This window comes from Variovorax sp. SRS16, from assembly GCF_901827165.1.
Taxonomy (GTDB): Bacteria; Pseudomonadota; Gammaproteobacteria; order Burkholderiales; family Burkholderiaceae_C; genus Variovorax.
Window position 1 is genome coordinate 3,408,470 of the sequence record NZ_LR594666.1, and the last position, 16,705, is coordinate 3,425,174.

At 69.2% G+C, this 16,705-nt stretch carries 16 protein-coding genes; 7 read left to right on the forward strand and 9 right to left on the reverse strand.

Annotated features, from left to right (window positions below; genetic code table 11):
- Window positions 1–8: 8 nt before the first annotated feature.
- The 6 genes from E5P2_RS16475 to E5P2_RS16500 all read right to left on the reverse strand — a co-directional run bounded on the left by E5P2_RS16475 (window position 9) and on the right by E5P2_RS16500 (window position 6,055).
- The gene (locus E5P2_RS16475; protein WP_162568201.1) at window positions 9–737 is read right to left on the reverse strand and encodes a branched-chain amino acid ABC transporter ATP-binding protein; all 729 of its coding nucleotides are present in this window, start codon (window positions 735–737) and stop codon (window positions 9–11) included.
- Window positions 738–873: 136 nt separating this feature from the next.
- Window positions 874–1,647, reverse strand: a complete 774-nt coding sequence (locus E5P2_RS16480) for an ABC transporter ATP-binding protein (protein WP_162568202.1) — start codon at window positions 1,645–1,647, stop codon at window positions 874–876.
- Window positions 1,637–2,659, reverse strand: coding sequence for a branched-chain amino acid ABC transporter permease (locus E5P2_RS16485; RefSeq protein WP_232077087.1), 1,023 nt, complete (start codon window positions 2,657–2,659; stop codon window positions 1,637–1,639). Before E5P2_RS16485 ends, E5P2_RS16480 begins: the two co-directional genes overlap by 11 nt.
- Window positions 2,660–2,684: 25 nt before the next feature.
- A complete protein-coding gene (locus E5P2_RS16490; protein WP_162568204.1) occupies window positions 2,685–3,557 on the reverse strand; it encodes a branched-chain amino acid ABC transporter permease in 873 nt (290 codons plus the stop codon).
- A gap of 16 nt (window positions 3,558–3,573) precedes the next feature.
- Window positions 3,574–4,782, reverse strand: coding sequence for an ABC transporter substrate-binding protein (locus E5P2_RS16495; protein WP_174262676.1), 1,209 nt, complete (start codon window positions 4,780–4,782; stop codon window positions 3,574–3,576).
- A gap of 61 nt (window positions 4,783–4,843) precedes the next feature.
- Window positions 4,844–6,055, reverse strand: a complete 1,212-nt coding sequence (locus tag E5P2_RS16500) for an aspartate transaminase (RefSeq protein WP_162568205.1) — start codon at window positions 6,053–6,055, stop codon at window positions 4,844–4,846.
- A gap of 216 nt (window positions 6,056–6,271) precedes the next feature.
- On the opposite strand from E5P2_RS16500, the gene E5P2_RS16505 reads away from it, so the two are divergent.
- Genes E5P2_RS16505 through E5P2_RS16520 form a run of 4 tightly spaced genes read left to right on the forward strand, consistent with a single transcriptional unit; the run spans window position 6,272 to window position 9,622 of the window.
- The gene (locus tag E5P2_RS16505; protein ID WP_162568206.1) at window positions 6,272–7,267 is read left to right on the forward strand and encodes a 2-hydroxyacid dehydrogenase; all 996 of its coding nucleotides are present in this window, start codon (window positions 6,272–6,274) and stop codon (window positions 7,265–7,267) included.
- Between the two features lie 4 nt (window positions 7,268–7,271).
- Window positions 7,272–7,778, forward strand: a complete 507-nt coding sequence (locus tag E5P2_RS16510) for a gluconokinase (protein ID WP_232080722.1) — start codon at window positions 7,272–7,274, stop codon at window positions 7,776–7,778.
- A gap of 13 nt (window positions 7,779–7,791) precedes the next feature.
- A complete protein-coding gene (locus E5P2_RS16515; RefSeq protein WP_232080723.1) occupies window positions 7,792–8,565 on the forward strand; it encodes a glucose 1-dehydrogenase in 774 nt (257 codons plus the stop codon).
- A 25-nt stretch (window positions 8,566–8,590) separates the two neighbouring features.
- Window positions 8,591–9,622 (forward strand): L-idonate 5-dehydrogenase, encoded by a 1,032-nt coding sequence (locus E5P2_RS16520; protein WP_162568208.1) that lies wholly within the window; start codon window positions 8,591–8,593, stop codon window positions 9,620–9,622.
- 9 nt (window positions 9,623–9,631) lie between these two features.
- Here E5P2_RS16520 and cysE read toward each other — a convergent pair whose 3' ends face one another.
- Together cysE and E5P2_RS16530 are read right to left on the reverse strand one after the other, a co-directional pair.
- Window positions 9,632–10,405, reverse strand: coding sequence for a serine O-acetyltransferase (gene cysE / locus E5P2_RS16525; protein WP_162568209.1), 774 nt, complete (start codon window positions 10,403–10,405; stop codon window positions 9,632–9,634).
- A 35-nt stretch (window positions 10,406–10,440) separates the two neighbouring features.
- Window positions 10,441–11,202, reverse strand: a complete 762-nt coding sequence (locus tag E5P2_RS16530) for an RNA methyltransferase (RefSeq protein WP_162568210.1) — start codon at window positions 11,200–11,202, stop codon at window positions 10,441–10,443.
- Window positions 11,203–11,293: 91 nt separating this feature from the next.
- On the opposite strand from E5P2_RS16530, the gene E5P2_RS16535 reads away from it, so the two are divergent.
- The 3 genes from E5P2_RS16535 to E5P2_RS16545 are packed head-to-tail and all read left to right on the forward strand — an operon-like array spanning window position 11,294 to window position 15,644.
- The gene (locus tag E5P2_RS16535; RefSeq protein WP_162568211.1) at window positions 11,294–12,328 is read left to right on the forward strand and encodes an inositol monophosphatase family protein; all 1,035 of its coding nucleotides are present in this window, start codon (window positions 11,294–11,296) and stop codon (window positions 12,326–12,328) included.
- Window positions 12,328–14,553 carry an FUSC family protein gene (locus E5P2_RS16540; protein WP_162568212.1) on the forward strand — a complete coding sequence of 742 codons (2,226 nt, stop codon included), beginning with the start codon at window positions 12,328–12,330 and terminating at the stop codon, window positions 14,551–14,553. Before E5P2_RS16535 ends, E5P2_RS16540 begins: the two co-directional genes overlap by 1 nt.
- Window positions 14,553–15,644 (forward strand): mechanosensitive ion channel family protein, encoded by a 1,092-nt coding sequence (locus E5P2_RS16545; RefSeq protein WP_162568213.1) that lies wholly within the window; start codon window positions 14,553–14,555, stop codon window positions 15,642–15,644. The genes E5P2_RS16540 and E5P2_RS16545 overlap by 1 nt, the downstream gene beginning before the upstream one ends.
- 4 nt (window positions 15,645–15,648) lie before the next feature.
- Here E5P2_RS16545 and E5P2_RS16550 read toward each other — a convergent pair whose 3' ends face one another.
- The gene (locus E5P2_RS16550) at window positions 15,649–16,635 is read right to left on the reverse strand and encodes an AraC family transcriptional regulator (protein ID WP_162568214.1); all 987 of its coding nucleotides are present in this window, start codon (window positions 16,633–16,635) and stop codon (window positions 15,649–15,651) included.
- Between the last annotated feature and the right edge of the window lie 70 nt (window positions 16,636–16,705).

Consider the following 16,705-nt stretch of genomic DNA (forward strand, 5'->3'; position numbering starts at 1 on the left):
CGTCGGTGTCAGGCCGTGGCCGCGTCGGCTGCGCGCCGGCCCGTCATGAAGAGTTCGCCCAGGTCGGTGCTGCTGAGTTCGCGGGTGGGGCTGTCCCAGATCACCTTGCCCAGGCGCAGCACCACGGCGCGCTCGGCCGCCTCCATCGCCTTGCGGGTGTTCTGCTCGACCAGCAGGATCGTGCGGCCGCCCTGGTGCAGGCGCTTGAGTTCGTTGAAGACCAGCGTGATCGCCTGCGGCGACAGGCCGACCGAGGGCTCGTCCACCAGCAGGATCTCGGGCCGGCGCAGCACCGCCATCGCCATCTCGAGCAGCTGCTGTTCGCCGCCGGACATGTTGCCGGCGAACTCGTTGCGGCGCGTGCGCAGGATCGGGAACAGGTCGTAGACGTACTCGCGCTCGCCCTTCAGGTCGCCGTCCTTCAGCGTGTAGGCGGCCATCTCGAGGTTCTCGTCGATGGTCATCAGCTGGAAGTTGCAGCGGCCCTGCGGCACGTAGGCGATGCCGTGCGCCAGCATCGATTGCGGGCGCAGGCCGGCGATGTCCTTGCCCTTCCAGCGGATCGAGCCGCCCTTGTGGGTGGTCATGCCGAACAGCGATTTCAGGAGCGTCGACTTGCCGGCCCCGTTGGGACCGAGCAGCGTGACGAACTCGCCGTGGCGGATCTTCAGGTCCACGCCGTGCAGGATGTCGAGGTGGCCGTAGCCGGCGCGCAGGTTGTCGATTTCGAGTTCCACGATTTCAGTTCTCCAGATCAAGAAGGGCCAAACTCCAGGAACACCGCGGAACCGGCTTTGCCGGGCCGCTGGTGTTGCCCCCTGCAAGGGGGTGGGCGGCCACACGAAGTGGGCAAGCCTGGGGGTGTTTCATATTTCAACCGCCGAGGTAGGCTTCGATCACTTCGGGGTTCTTCACGACCGCTTCCGGCGTGTCGTCCGCCAGCTTGCTGCCCTGGTGCAGCACCACCACGCGATGGCTCAGGTTCATCAGCACGTCGGTGTTGTGCTCGATGACGACGAAGGTCACACCCAGTTCGCGGTTCGCGTGCTCGATGCTCTGGATCACCTTCTCGATCAGCACCGGATTGATGCCGGCCAGCGGCTCGTCGAGCAGGATCAGCTCGGGCTCGGGCATCAGCATCGAGGCGAACTGCAGCAGCTTCTGCTGGCCGCCCGACATGTGGCCGGCCGGCAGGTGCGCGACGCGCGCGAGGCCCGCGATCTCGATCAGCTCGCGCGCCCGCTCGCGCAGCGCCTTCACGCGCCGCCTTGCGGCCGGGCCGATCCAGAAGGTGGACAGCACGTTCGGAAAGCGCGACATCTGGCCCGCGAGCACCAGGTTCTCTTCGCAGTCGAGCGTCGGGAAGACCACCGTCTTCTGGAAGCTGCGCAGGAACCGGCCTTCGCGCGCGATGCGGTTCATCGGCCAGCCGGTGATGTCGATGCCCTTGAGCAGCACGCGCCCGGCATCGCTCTTCTGCAGCCCGGTGCAGCAGTCGAACAGCGTCGACTTGCCCGAGCCGTTGGGCCCGATCAGGCCCATCACCTCGCCGCGCCGGACCTCGATGTCGACGCCCTGCAGCGCGGCGACCGCGCCGTAGTTCTTGCGCAGGCCTTCGATGCGCAGCATGGAGCTTTCAGCGGCCATCGTGCTTCTCCGCCCGGCCGATGCCGGCGATGCGTTCGGCGAAGCGCTCGAACAGCGGCGCCAGCCCCTTCGGGAACAGGAACACCAGGCCGAGCAGCACGAAGCCGTAGATCACCATGCGCAGCTCGGGCGTGATGCGCAGCGCCTCCGACACGGCGACGAAGACGAAGCTGCCGATGATCGCGCCCGGCACCCGGCCGACGCCACCGCCCAGCACGATGATCAGGATGGTGTTGGAGTAGTAGGACTGGAACACCAGCGGGCTCACCACCGTCGAGAAGTGCGCGTAGAGGCTGCCGCCGAGCCCGGCGAAGACTGCGCTCAGCATGAAGACGATGAGCTTGTAGGTCCAGGTCGGCACGCCGAGCGACTCGGCCAGCATCTCGTTGTCGCGGATCGCCACCATGCAGCGGCCGGCCGGCGAGCGGATCAGCGCGACGAAGGCCGCCACCGCGATCGCCGCCAGCACCAGCACGAGGTAGAAGTAGTCGGGCGCCTTGATCACGGTGAAGGCCATGTCGCCGAAGCCCAGCCGCGGACGCGGCACGCCCGACAGGCCCATGTCGCCGCGGGTGAGATCGATCCAGTTCTTCGACACCATCTGCGCGATCACCACCAGCCCCAGTGTGCACATGACGAAGGAGGTGTCGCGCAGCCGCAGCGCCGGGATGCCGAGCGGCAGCGCGATCAGCCCCGCGACCGCGCCGGCGATCAGGAAGTTGAGGAAGAAGGGCGTGCCGAAGTGCAGCGACATCAGCGCCGACGCATAGGCGCCGATGCCGAAGAAGACGCCCTGCGCGAGCGAGAGCATGCCGGTGTAGCCGAGGATCAGGTTCAGCCCCAGCGCGGGCAAGAGGAAGATCATCGCCAGCACCATGGCGTGCAGGTAGTAGTCGCCGAGGAAGAGCGGCGCCGCCAGCAGCGCGGCCAGGGCGAGCGCGCAGGCGCTCCAGTTCACCGTGGCCAGCCGTGCGGCCGGCAGGCGGGGGGTGTCCAGCGTGGTGGTTGTCATGAGGGCCCGTTGCATGGAGGGGGTTTCAGAACCGGGCCTTGCTGCTGAACAGGCCGTGCGGCCGGAACATCAGCATCAGCAGGAGCGCGATGAAGCCGACCGAGTCGCGGTACTGCAGGCCGATGTAGCCGGCGACCAGGCTCTCGACGATGCCCAGCAGGCAGCCGGCGATCAGCGTGCCGCGCACGTTGCCCATGCCGCCCATCACGATCACGGCGAAGGTCTTGAGCGTGATCGACTCGCCCATGCCGCCGTAGATGCTGACGTTGATCGGCCCGGTCAGGATGCCGGAGAGCGCCGCGATGGCGACGCCGATCAGGAAGGTGCGCCGCACCACCTGCTCGACGTCGATGCCGTTGACCTGGCAGCACTCGATGTTCTGCGACACCGCGCGGATCGAGCGGCCCAGCCGCGTGCTGCGCACCATCCATTCGAGCCCGGCGAACACCGCGATGGTGACCACGACGAGGATCACGCGCTGCTGCGACATGCCGAAGTCGCCGAGCTCGATCGGCTCGATCCAGCCTCCGTTGAACACCTTGTAGCCGCCGCCGAAGGCGAGGATGACGACGTTCTGCAGGATCAGCGACAGCCCCAGCGTGGCCAGCACGCCGGCCTGGAAGGGCTGGCCGATCAGGCGCTGCATCACGAAGCGGCCGATCAGCACCGCGATCACGCAGACGATCGCGACGCCGCCGATGATCGCGAAGCTGTAGTCGGCCGCCAGCTGCGTCATGACCCACCAGGCGGCGAAGGTGCCGAGCATGTAGTACTCGCCATGCGCGAAGTTGATGGCGCGCAGCACGCCGAAGATCATCGTCATGCCGGCGGCGACCAGCGCGTACATCGATCCGGTGATGATGCCGTTGACGATCTGCTCGAAGATGAAGGAGCTCACGGGATGTTCCTGCGCCCTACTTCGCGGCCGTCCCGTAGTCGACCTTGGTGGTGATCGTGCCCTTGATCACGGGCTTGCCGTCGACGATCTCCAAGAGCACCATCGGCTGCACCGCCTGGTTGTGGTCGTCGAAGGTGACCACGCCCATCGGGCTGTCGTACTTGATCACGGCGAGCGCATTGCGCACGTCCTCGCCCTTGGCGCTCTTGGCGTTGCGGATCGCCTGCGCGACCAGCTGCAGCGTGTCGTAGTGGGTGTAGGCGTGGTTGTTGGGCATCTCGCCGCCGTAGGCCTTCTTGTAGTCCTCGACGAACTTCAGGCTGCGCGGCGCCGGCACCTCGGGCAGCCAGGCGGCGGCCTCGACGGCGCCGTTCATGACCTTGGGCGCGGCGGCGATGGTTTCCTTGGTGTTGAACTCGCCGTTGCCGACCAGCGCCACCTTGCCGGCCAGGCCCAGCTCCAGCATCTGGCGCGCGATGATCGGCGTGGTGTCGGCCTGGCCGTAGAGGATGATGGCCTGCGCGCCCGAACGGCGGATCTTGCTCAGCACCGAGCGGAAATCGGTCTCGGAGTCCTTGTAGTAGTCCTCGCTGAGGATCTCGGCGCCCTCGTACTTCGGCAGGTAGCGCTTGGTGAACTTGATGGCGCCGCGGCCGTAGTCGCTGTCGACCGAGAGCACCGCGAACTTCTTGAAGCCCTTGGTCTTGACCGCGTACTCGAGCACGGTGGCCGCGCGGACTTCGTCGGTCGGGTAGTTGCGGAAGGTCCACTTGAAGCCGCCGACGCCGGCCTTGTAGGTGATGTCGGGGTTCGACGAGGCCGCATTGACCAGCAGCACCTTCGATTCCTCCACCAGCGGCTCCATCGCCAGCGTGACGGAGCTGCAGACGTCGCCGATGATGATCGGGGTCTTGTCGAGGCTGATCATGCGCTGCGTCGCGGCCACGCCCTCGGCCGGCACGCACTGGCTGTCGCCGCTCACCAGCTCGAGCTTGCGCCCGAGCAGCCCGCCGGCGTCGTTGATCTCCTTGGCCGCCAGCGCGGCGCCCTTGTTGGCGAAGGCGCCGTAGCGCGCATTCGGCCCGCTCATCGGCGCGATGATGCCGATCTTGATCGGCTCGGCGGCCTCGGCCGCGGCCAGCGTGAAGGCGCCCGCGCCGGCCATCGCCACGAGGACGCATCGTGCAGCGGCACGGAGGGAAGGAATCCCGGGAAAACAGCTCATCGCATCTCTCCAATGATGGGGGTGAAGTGAATGGTAGGAAGCATGGGGCGGCACGGCGTGCTCATGCCAGCAGCGCGACGGCCCGCGCGATGCGCGCGCAGCCTTCCTCGATCTGCGCGAGGCTGGTCGCGGTCGACATGCGGAAGTACGGCGACACGCCATAGGGCGTGCCGGCCAGCACCATCACGCCGGCGGCTTCGAGGAAGAAGAGCACCACGTCGTTGTCGGTCTCCAGCGTCTTGCCTTCGGGCGTGCGCTTGCCGATCAGGCCGCCGCAATGCGGATAGAGGTAGAAGGCGCCGCCCGGCGTCCGCGCGCGGATGCCGGGGATCGCATTGAGCAGCCGCGTGGCCGCGTCGCGCCGCTCGCGGTAGGTCGCGACCCATTGCGGCAGGAAGTCCGGCGGCGTGTTCAGCGCGACCACGGCCGCGGCCTGGCTGATCGAGCAGACGCCGCTGGTCGACTGCGACTGCAGCATGTCCAGCGCGGCGATGATGTCGGCGGGCCCGGCCGCATAGCCGATGCGCCAGCCCGTCATCGCATAGGTCTTCGACACGCCGTTGACCAGCAGCGTGCGTTCGCGCAGCGCGGGCTCGATGGCCAGCAGATGCGCGCGCGCCGCGTCGTCGTCGAAGCGGATGTGCTCGTAGATGTCGTCGGTCAGCACCATCACCTGGGGATGGCGCAGCAGCACGTCGGCCAGCGCGCGCAGTTGAGCCGTCGTGTAAGTGGTGCCGGTCGGATTGGTCGGCGAATTGAAGACCAGCCAGCGCGTGGACGGCGTGATCGCCGCTTCGAGCGCCTCGGGCGTGAGGCGGAAGTCGTCCTCCTCGCGGCAGGCGACGATGACCGGCCTGCCGTCGCAGGCCAGCACCATGTCGGGATAGGACACCCAGAACGGCGCCGGGATGATGACCTCGTGGCCCTCTTCCACCGTGACCGCGAGCGCATTGAAGAGCGCATGCTTGGCGCCGCAGGTGACGATGATGTCGCGCGGCGCGTAGTCCAGCCCGTTCTCGCGCTGCAGCTTGGCCGCGATCGCCTGGCGCAGCGCCAGGGTGCCGGCGACCGGCGTGTAGCGCGTCTCGCCGCGCTCGATCGCCGCGCAGCCGGCCTCGCGGATGTGCGGCGGCGTGTCGAAGTCGGGCTCGCCGATCGCGAGGTTGACGATGTCCTTGCCCTGCCGGCGCAGCTCGGCGAAGCGTTCTGCGGCGGCGGCGCTGGCCGAGGGCTTGATGCGGCGGATGCGTGACGAGATCCGGGAGGGGCTCACTGGGGTTCCTGTGGCGTTGGCGACAGGACGAACGGTAGGCCTTCCGGGCCGGGCACGCCAAGACGGCTTCGTTCTGCGGCGATCGCATACCCAGATGGCCGCCGGGCCGGCATAAGCGTTCCGGATGGGACCAGAGCGAACTTGTCTTGGCGCCCGGGCGCGGATTGCGTAACGTGGCGTCCTCGCACCGCGAGCATCGAACCACCCGGAGACACCGTGCGCCCATCCGTCCTGGCGACCCGCGCCACCTTTGCCGACATCGCCGACCGCCTGCGCGAGCATTTCGATGTCGAGGACAACCCGTCCGACACCGTCTGGAGCCCGGAAGAACTGCGGCGCCGCCTGCAGGGCAAGCAGGGCGTGATGAGCACCGGCACCGAGCGCATCGACGCCGCGCTGCTGGACGCCTGCCCCTCGCTCAAGGCCGTGTGCAACGTCGGCGTGGGCTACAACAACGTCGACGTCGCGGCCTGCACCGCGCGCGGCGTGCTGGTCACCAACACGCCCGACGTGCTGACCGAGACCACGGCCGACTATGGTTTCGCGCTGATGATGGCAACGGCCCGCCGCATCGCCGAATCCGAGCACTTCCTGCGCGCCGGCGGCTGGACCAAGCCCGGCATCTTCGACATGTTCGCCGGCGCCGACGTGCATGGCGCCACGCTGGCCATCCTGGGCATGGGCCGCATCGGGCGCGCCATCGCACGCCGCGGCGCGGCGGGCTTCGGCATGCGCGTGATCTATCACAACCGCTCGCGGCTGGCGCCCGACGTCGAGGCCGAGAGCGGCGCGCGCTACGTCGACAAGGCGACGCTGCTGAAGGAGGCCGATCACCTGGTGCTCGTGGTGCCCTACTCGCCCGCCTCGCACCATGCGATCGGCGCCGCCGAGCTGGCGCAGATGAAGCCCGGCGCCACGCTGACCAACATCGCGCGCGGCGGCATCGTCGACGACGCGGCACTCGCCGAGGCGCTGCGCAAGGGAACGATCGCGGCCGCCGGCCTCGATGTGTTCGAGGGCGAGCCCACGGTGCATCCGGCGCTGCTGAAGCTGCCCAATGTCGTGCTGACGCCGCACATCGGCAGCGCCTCGGTCAAGACGCGGCGCGCGATGGCGGCGTTGACCATCGACAACCTGATTGCGGCGCTCGGCTTCGGGCCATCGGCCGGCCATCCGCCGACGCCGGTCAATCCCGAGGTGCTGGCACACTGAGCACATGCCTTTCAAACTGCTCGTCATGGGGGTCTCGGGCTGCGGCAAGTCCACCGTGGCCGCCGGGCTCGCGGGTGCGCTGGGCGTGGCGCTGATCGAGGGCGACGACCACCATCTGCCGCAGAGCCAGGACAAGATGCGCCGCGGCATCGCGCTCACCGATGCCGACCGCGAGCCCTGGCTCGACCAGCTGGGCGTGCTGCTCGCGGACGCGCAGGGCGGCGTGGTGCTGACCTGCTCGGCGCTCAGGCGGCGCTACCGCGACCGCTTGCGCGCGGCCGAACCGGCACTGCAGATCGTCTTCATCGAGATCAGCCCCGAGGAGGCGCGCGCACGCGTGGCGGCGCGCGCTTCGCATTTCTTTCCCGCCAGCCTGGTGGCCAACCAGTTCGATGCGCTGGAATCGCCGCTCGGCGAGCCCGGCGTGCTGCCCGTCGACGCGACCTGGACGATCGAGGCGCAATGCGACGCGGTGCTGCGCTGGCTCGCTCCCGCACCATCCCATTCCTGAGGAGAACTCCATCTTGAACAACGTCCTGAAAAGCTTCGACCTCACGGGCCGCACGGCGCTCGTCACCGGCTCCAGTGCCGGCATCGGCTTCGCGCTGGCGCGCGGGCTGGCCGGTGCGGGTGCGCGCGTGGTCCTCAACGCGCGCAGCGCCGGCAAGCTCGAACAGGCCGCCGCGCAATTGCGCAGCGAGGGCGCGACCGTCTTCACTGCGGCCTTCGACGTCACCTCGGGCGATGCGGTGAGCGCGGCGATCGCGAAGATCGAGGCCGAGATCGGCGCCATCGATATCCTCGTCAACAACGCCGGCATGCAGCGCCGCGGGCCGCTCGACGAATTCGAGGAAGCGCAGTGGCACGAGCTCATGAAGACCAACGTCGACAGCGTGTTCCTGGTCGGCAAGGCGGTCGCGCGCCACATGATCCCGCGCCGGCGCGGCAAGATCATCAACGTCTGCTCGGTGCAGAGCGAGCTCGGCCGCCCGGGTATCGCGCCCTACACCGCGAGCAAGGGCGCGGTGAAGATGCTGACCAAGGGCATGGCGATCGACTGGGGCCAGCACGGCATCCAGGTCAACGGCCTCGGGCCGGGCTACTTCAAGACCGAGCTGACCGATGCGCTGGTGAAGAACGCGGAGTTCACGCAGTGGCTGGTCGGGCGCACGCCATCGCGGCGCTGGGGCGATGTGGAGGATCTGGTCGGCGCGGCCGTGTTCCTGGCGAGCGATGCGTCCAACTTCGTCAACGGCCACATCCTTTATGTCGACGGCGGCGTGACGGCCACGCTCTGACGGACATCACACGAAAGAACATCCCATGGAAGCCCTCGTCATCCACGCCCCCGGCGACCTGCGCGTCGAAGACGTGCCCACGCCCGAACTCGGCCCCGGCCAGCTGCAGGTGCGCGTGCGCTGCGGCGGCATCTGCGGCTCCGACCTGCACTACTACCAGCACGGCGGCTTCGGCACCGTGCGCATCCAGGAGCCGATGGTGCTCGGCCATGAAGTCGCGGGCGTGATCGAAGCGGTCGGCGCGGGCGCGCCGTTCAAGGCCGGCGAGCGCGTCGCGATCAGCCCGAGCCGCCCCTGCGGCGTCTGCCGCTACTGCCAGCAAGGCCTGCAGAACCATTGCCTGGACATGCGCTACTACGGCAGCGCGATGCGCAATCCGCACGTGCAGGGCGCGTTCCGCCAGCAGATCGTGGTGGAGCAGTGGCAGGCGCACCGGCTGGCCGACAGCGTGAGCGACGGCGAAGGCTCGATGGCCGAGCCGCTGTCGGTCGCGCTGCATGCGGTGCGGCGCGCGGGCTCGCTCCTGGGCAAGAGCGTGCTGGTCACCGGCTGCGGGCCGATCGGCGCGCTGGCGATCATCGCGGCGCGGCGCGCGGGCGCCATGCACATCGTCGCCACCGACGTCGGCGCGCACACGCTGGGCAAGGCGCTCAAGGTCGGTGCCGACGAGGTGGTCAACGTCGCGGAAGAACCCGACGGCCTCGCGCGCTTCGGTGCCGACAAGGGCCGCTTCGACGTGCTGTTCGAGGCCAGCGGCAACGAGCGCGCGCTGCGCGGCGCCTTCGACGCGCTGCGCCCGCGCGGCATCATCGTGCAGCTGGGCCTGGGCGGCGAGATGACGCTGCCGATCAACACCATCGTCGCCAAGGAGTTCGACCTGCGCGGCGCCTTCCGCTTCCACGAGGAGTTCGCGGTCGCGGTGGAATTGCTCAACAAGGGGTTGGTCGACGTGAAGCCGCTGATCTCGGCGACGCTGTCGTATCGCGACTCGGCGCGTGCGTTTGCGCTGGCGGCGGATCGCTCGCAGGCGATGAAGGTGCTGCTGAACTTCGACTGAGCGATCCGCTCACTTGCCGATCAACTGCGTCAGCCGCTCCGCCTCGAAGCACTCGGAGCGCGCCGCATCGCCGGGCACGCAGTCCTTCTTGCCCGGCTGCGCGGACAGCGACTCGATCGCCTGCCACAGCAACGCGATCTGGTGGTCCTGGCCGGACGCGGTATCGATCAAACCCTTCATGGCCTGCGACAGCGGATCGTCCTCGAGCGTGATGCCGTAGGCCGAGAATTTCTTCTCGCCGGTCGTCACGTCGGCGCTGGCGCCGGCCTTCGACGGAATGATGCGCGCCGGAATGCCCACCGCGGTCGCGCCCGCAGGCACCGGCTTGATCACCACCGCATTGCTGCCGATCTTGGCGCCGTCGCCGACCACGAAGCCGCCGAGCACCTTGGCGCCCGCGCTGACCACCACGTCGCGCCCCAGCGTCGGATGCCGCTTGGCGCCCTTGTAGAGCGAGGTGCCGCCGAGCGTCACGCCCTGGTAGATGGTGCAGCCGTCGCCGATCTCGGCGGTCTCGCCGACCACCACGCCCATCGCGTGGTCGAAGAACACGCGCTCGCCGACGATGGCGCCGGGATGGATCTCGATGCCGGTGAACCAGCGCGAGCACTGCGAGATCCAGCGGCCGGTCCACTTCAGCCCGTGGCACCAGCACCAGTGCGCGAGGCGGTGCAGCACCACGGCATGCAGGCCGGGGTAGAGGGTCAGCACTTCCCAGCGCGTGCGCGCGGCCGGATCGCGGTCGAGGATGCACTGGATGTCGGAACGCAGGCGCGAGAACATGCGGGTTGTGGTTCTATCGATAGGGCCTGCGCAGTCTAAGGCCCCGGTTCTTCGCTTGCGGCAGGTGGGGTCTTGGGCCTGCCTTGCGCAGTCTCGGTCATCGCCTTCGCGATGCCGCGCAGGATATGGATCTCCTCCTGCGTCGGCTGCGCGCGGTTGAACAGCTGCGTCAGCCGCGGCATCAGCTTCTTGGGCGCCTGCGGATCGAGAAAGCCGATGCCGACCAGCGCGCGTTCCCAGTGCCCGAGCATGCCGGCCAGCGCCTGCGCGTCGGCCGCGGCCACGGGCGGCGTGGCGTCGCGCACGCCGTAGCCGCCGAGCGCGAGCCGCCATTCGTAGGCGATCACCTGGATCGCGGCGCCCAGGTTCAGCGAGCCGAAGGCCGGATCGGTCGGGATGCTGAGCGCGACGTGGCAGCGGTAGACGTCCTCGTTGCGCATGCCGAAGCGCTCGGAGCCGAACAGGAAGGCGACGTGCTGCTCGCCCGCCTGCGCCAGCGGTTCCAGATGCTCGCGCGGCGTGCGCGTGGGCGGGCCGAAGTCGCGCGGCACCATCGCGGTCGCGCACAGGTGGGTGATGCCGTCGAGCGCCTCGTCCAGCGTCTCGACGATGCGCGCGTTGGCCAGCACGTCGAGCGCGCCGCTGGCACGCTGGATGGTCTCCTCGCGCCGCAGCACGTTGGCCCAGCGCGGCGCGACCAGCACGAGGTCGCCGAAGCCCATGGTCTTCATGGCGCGCGCGGCGGCGCCGACGTTGCCGGCATGGCTGGTCTGGATCAGGACGAATCGGGTACGCATGTAAAATGCCCCGATTCTCGCCGCCCGCATCGCCGGGCCGCATTCCAAGGCGCGTTTCGCACGCGGCCCTTCCCGTTCTTCCCACAATCCAATGCCGTCCCCCAACCTGCACCCCATGCTCAACGTGGCCGTCAAGGCCGCCCGCGCCGCCGGCGCCATCATCAACCGCGCCGCGCTCGATGTCGAAGCGGTGCGCATTTCGCAGAAGCAGGTCAACGACTTCGTGACCGAAGTCGACCACGCGAGCGAGCGAGCGATCATCGAGACGCTGCTCACCGCCTACCCGGGGCACGGCATCCTGGCCGAGGAATCGGGCACCGAGCATGGCGCCAGGGATTCGGACTACGTCTGGATCATCGATCCGCTCGACGGCACCACCAATTTCATCCACGGCTTCCCGGTCTATTGCGTGTCGATCGCGCTCGCGATCAAGGGCAAGATCGACCAGGCCGTGATCTACGACCCGACCCGCAACGACCTCTTCACCGCCACCCGGGGCCGCGGCGCCTACATGAACGACCGCCGCCTGCGCGTGAGCAAGCGCACGCGGCTCGCCGAGTGCCTGATCTCGACCGGCTTCCCGTTCAGGAGCGGCGACAACTTCAAGCAGTACCTGGCCATCATGGCCGACCTGATGCCGCGCGCAGCCGGCCTGCGCCGCCCCGGCGCGGCCGCGCTCGACCTGGCCTATGTCGCGGCCGGCTTCTCCGACGGCTTCTTCGAAACCGGCCTGAGCATCTGGGACGTGGCGGCAGGCTCGCTGCTGGTGACCGAGGCGGGCGGCCTGGTCGGCAACTTCACCGGCGAGCCCGACTTCCTCGAACAGCGCGAGATTCTCGCGGGCGCGCCGCGCATCTACGGACAGCTGGTGCCGCTGCTGGCCAAGTACTCGAAGTTCGCGGGCGTCGACGACAAGCTGCGTGCCGGCGAACGCGTGCGCGCGGTCGACCCCGCCGCCGCGCCCGGTCATGCCTATGCGCGCAGCAGCATCGATGCGATGTCGCCGCCCGCCGAGGCCGAGGGTGCGGCCGAAGCCGCACCTGCCGCGCCCGTGCAGCGCAAGCTCACGCGCATCCGCCGCGAAGCTCCCGTCGCCCCCGTCGAAGGCGACCCGCGCGCCAAGTGATGCAGGCGCTCCGCGCCAGCGCGCGCAGCCGCGCGGCCCTGCGTGTCGCGCTGAGCCACTACGTCGCGAACGGGCTGTCGGTCGCGTTCGGCCTGCTGCTGATCTCGGGCGGCGTGCATGTGTTCATGGGTCCGCTGGCCGCGGCCGCCGCGGCCACGGGCGTGATCGTCGCCTCGCCGCCCGACCTGGCCGCGCCGCGCCGCGGCAAGTTCCTGCAGATGCTGCCGGCGCCGCTGATCGGGCTGCCGCTCTTCTTCGGGGTGCAGCTGGTGCATGCCGATCCGCTGCGCCTCGGGCTGGTGCTGGTGCCGGCGACCTTCCTCGCCTTCCTCGGCATGGCCTGGGGCAAGCGCGGCATCCCGATCGCGATCGCGGTCACCTTCTCGATGATCTTCTCGATGGCCACGCACGCGCCCACGGGCATCGACGAGGCGGTCGAGCGCACGCTGAATTTCGGGCTCGGCGCCGCGCTCTATGTGGTCTATGCGACGCTGGCGAACCTCGCGCTCAACGCGCGCTACCGCGTGCAGGTGATGGCCGACATCGTGTTCTCGCTGGCCGCGCTGATGCGCCTGGAGGCGCGCCAGTTCATGCCGCGCGATGAAGCGGACGACGTGCGCAAGACGCCGGCCTCGATGCTCGGCCAGCTGCTGCGGCAGCAGGCGGCGCTGGCCGACCAGTTGCAGGGCGCGCGCGACATCGTGCTCGAATCGCCGCGCACGCCGCGGCGCCAGAAGCTGGCCGGCATGCTGATTGCCGTGATCGAGATGCGCGACCAGCTGCTGGCCAGCGAGCTCGACCTCGACGCGCTGCGCGCGCATCCGGGCCATGGGAAGGCGCTGGCCGAGATGCGCGGCGTGCTCGAGACACTGGCCGACGAGATGACCGCGCTCGGCGATGCGCTGCTGCTCGGCCGCCAGCCCGCGGCGATGCTGGACCGCCGGCCGCAGTTGGCCGCCATCGCGCTGCAGGACGACGGCCAGCGCAAGGGCCACGCCGGGCCGACCACCGCCGTGCTCGGGCGCGGCCTGGCGAGCCGCATCGGCCACATCAACGACGAGGTGCTGCACCTGGTCGCACTGGCCCGCGGCGACGCGCAGCCCGACCTCGCACTCGTGCGCGCGAACTGGCAGATGTTCGTGAGCCCCACTGCATGGTCGCTCAGCCCCTTCTTCACGCTGTGGCGCTGGGACGCGCCGCCGTTGCGCCATGCGATCCGCGCGACGCTCGCGATCGCGACCGGCTACGTCATCGCGGTGTTTCTGCCCTGGGGCTCGCACGACTACTGGATCCTGCTGACCATCATCGTGGTGCTGCGCGGCAGCCTGTCGCAGACGCTGGAGCGGCGCAACAGCCGCGTGGGCGGCACGCTGGTGGGCTGCGTGTTCGCGGTCGGCCTGCTGTCGACGCATCCCTCGCCGGTCACCCTGCTGATCACGGTCACCGTGGCGCAGGCCGTCGCCCATGGCTTCGCGATCCGGCGCTACATCATCACGGCCGTGTCGGCCACCGTGCTCGGGCTGGTGCAGGCGCACATGCTCTACGTTGGCGTCGGACCGACCTTCGCGCTGTTCGAGCGGATCGCCGATACGCTGATCGGGGCGGCCATCGCCTGGGCCTTCTGCTACGTGCTGCCGTCGTGGGAGCGCAGCCAGATCCCGGCGCTGGTGGCACGCACGCTGACCGCGCAGGCACGCCATGCGCGGCTCGCGCTCGGGCTCGGCCAGCTGCGCGCGGTCGACAGCAGCCCCGAACTCGAATGGCGGCTCGCGCGGCGCGAGGCCTTCGACAGTCTGTCGGCGCTGGTGCAGGCGACGCAGCGCTCGCTCTCCGAACCGCGTGCCGTGCGGCCGCCGATCGAGGCGCTCGAGCATCTGCAGGCGCACAGCTACCAACTGCTCGCCCAGCTGAGCGCCGTCAAGTCGATGCTGGTGCTGCGGCGCGACCGGCTGACGCCGGCCGAGGTCGAAGGCCCGCTCGCGCGCACCGCGGAACGCATCGAGGCGCTGATCGGCGCCACACCCACCACCGGGCCGTCGATGCCGGAAAGCGGATCCGCCACCGCGCTCACCGGGCCGATCCCGCTGCCCGACCCCTTCGACAACGACATCAGCCCCTGGCTGCTGCGCCGGCTCGACCTGGCGACCGGCATCGCCGCGCAGTTGCGCGAGGATGCGGCGCGCATCCTGCAATCCCTCGACGACGAAAGACTCCGCCCCGCCTGATGACCAAGGACATGCTGCTCACCCATCCGTGGTTCGGCCCTGCCGTGGCCGCCCTGATCGCCGTGCCGCTGGCGCTGCTCGTGCACCGCGTCGGCGGGCTCGTGCTGCGCCGCCTGGCGCGCGGCACGCCGACGCTGCACGCGATGCTGGTCAACATGCAGCCGGCCGGCCGGCTGGTGCTGCCGCTGGTGGCCCTGCAGATGGTGTGGCAGGCCGCGCCGGACGATCTGCGCTTCCTCGCCCAGGTGCAGCACCTGAATGGCCTGCTGCTGATCGCCGCCGTGACCTGGCTCGCGGTGCGGGCGGTCAACGGCTTCGCCGACGGCGTGCTCGCGCAGCATCCCTACGACGTGGCGGACAACCTGCAAGCGCGCCGCGTGCTCACGCAGACCCGCGTGCTGGCCCGCACCGCGAGCAGCATGCTGCTGGTGGCCGGTGGCGCGCTGATGCTGATGACTTTTCCCGGCGCGCGCCAGGTCGGCGCCAGCCTGCTGGCCTCGGCAGGCGTGATCGGCATCGTCGCCGGTCTGGCCGCCAAGCCGGTGTTCAGCAACCTGATCGCGGGCCTGCAGATCGCGCTGGCGCAGCCGATCCGCATGGACGACGTGCTGGTGGTCGAAGGCGAATGGGGACGGGTCGAGGAGATCACCGGCACCTTCGTCGTGCTGCGGATCTGGGACGACCGGCGGCTCATCCTGCCGCTGTCGTATTTCATCGAGAAGCCGTTCCAGAACTGGACCCGCAGCAGCTCGCAGCTGCTCGGCGCGGTCTTCGTCCATGCCGACTACGGCATGCCGCTCGCACCGCTGCGCGCGGAAGTCGAGCGGCTGGTGAAGGCGGCGCCCGAATGGGACGGCCGCTTCTTCAACCTGCAGGTGACCGATGCCACCGAGCGCACCATGCAGTTGCGCGTGCTGTGCACGGCGGCCTCGTCCTCGCTCGCCTTCGACCTGCGCTGCAAGGTGCGCGAAGGCGTGATCGGCTTCATGCAGCGCGAGTACCCGCAGTTCCTGCCGCGCATGCGCATCGAGGATGGCGCGGGCGCGGACATGGCTGCGGCAGCCGTGCAGCACGCCATGACGACGGCCTGATCGGCTACAGCCGGCGCACCGGCATGCACAGGGTGCAGGAGAAGGCGCCGGTCTTCTCGTCCATCTCGAAGTCCGTGCCGTAGATCTCGATGGGTGCGCCGTCGTCGGCTTGCCAGCCGCTGTCGGGCAGCCAATCGCACAGCGCCATCCAGGCCTGGTGGATGACCGCCGACGTGCCGGTGAAGCGGGTACAGGCAAAGCGGCCGCCGCGCAAGGTCTGCACGCCGATCTCGCCTTCGGGCTTGAAATCGCCGTCGACCTCGATGCAGGCGTCGTAGCGGCATTTCCCGGGCGGCGTGACGTCGGGGTTGTCGTGGCTGATGCCGAACATCGGCCGGCGCGGCTGCATCAGCCCGTGCTCGCCGCACCAGGCGGCAAAGCGCTGCCAGGTCCGGGCGATGCCCGAATCGCCATAGGGGCCGACATGCCGCATGTAGGCGACACGGACCTCCGGCAGGGTCTTGATCTCGATCGTCATCTGCGTCTCTCCGAGTTGAGGAACACGGCCCGTGGGCCAGGAACTCTCATCCTGCAGAAAAGCCTCGACGGCCGCTTGATGCGCGTTGCGGTCGGCTTGATGAATCTTGCGCAATTGAACGCGGTGACGCTCGGCCCATGACCTGAAGGCACCGCGCCGCCACGCGGTCGGCGTCACGCCGAAGTGCGCGCTGAAGGCCCGCGTGAACACCGCCGCCGAACCGAAGCCGACATCGAGCGCAATGGACAGCACCGGCTCGAGCGGCAGAAACAGCAGCCGGCCGGCCGCCACCTCCAGCCGGCGCCTCCGCACGCGCTCGGCCAGTGTCTCGCCGGTCATGGTCTGGAACACGCGATGGAAATGCCAGGACGAGAAGTGCGCGACCTCGGCCAGGGTCGCGAGGTCGAGCGGCCCCGACAGATGCTTGTCGATGTGGTCGATCACGCGGTTGATGCGCGCGACATAGGCATGGCGCGAGGTCATCGCGGACCGCCCCACGGTGCGCAGGGGCATTTCGTTGGTTTGACTTCGACACTATTTAGATATATCTTTATCAAATCCGATACCCACAACGAGGTGCATT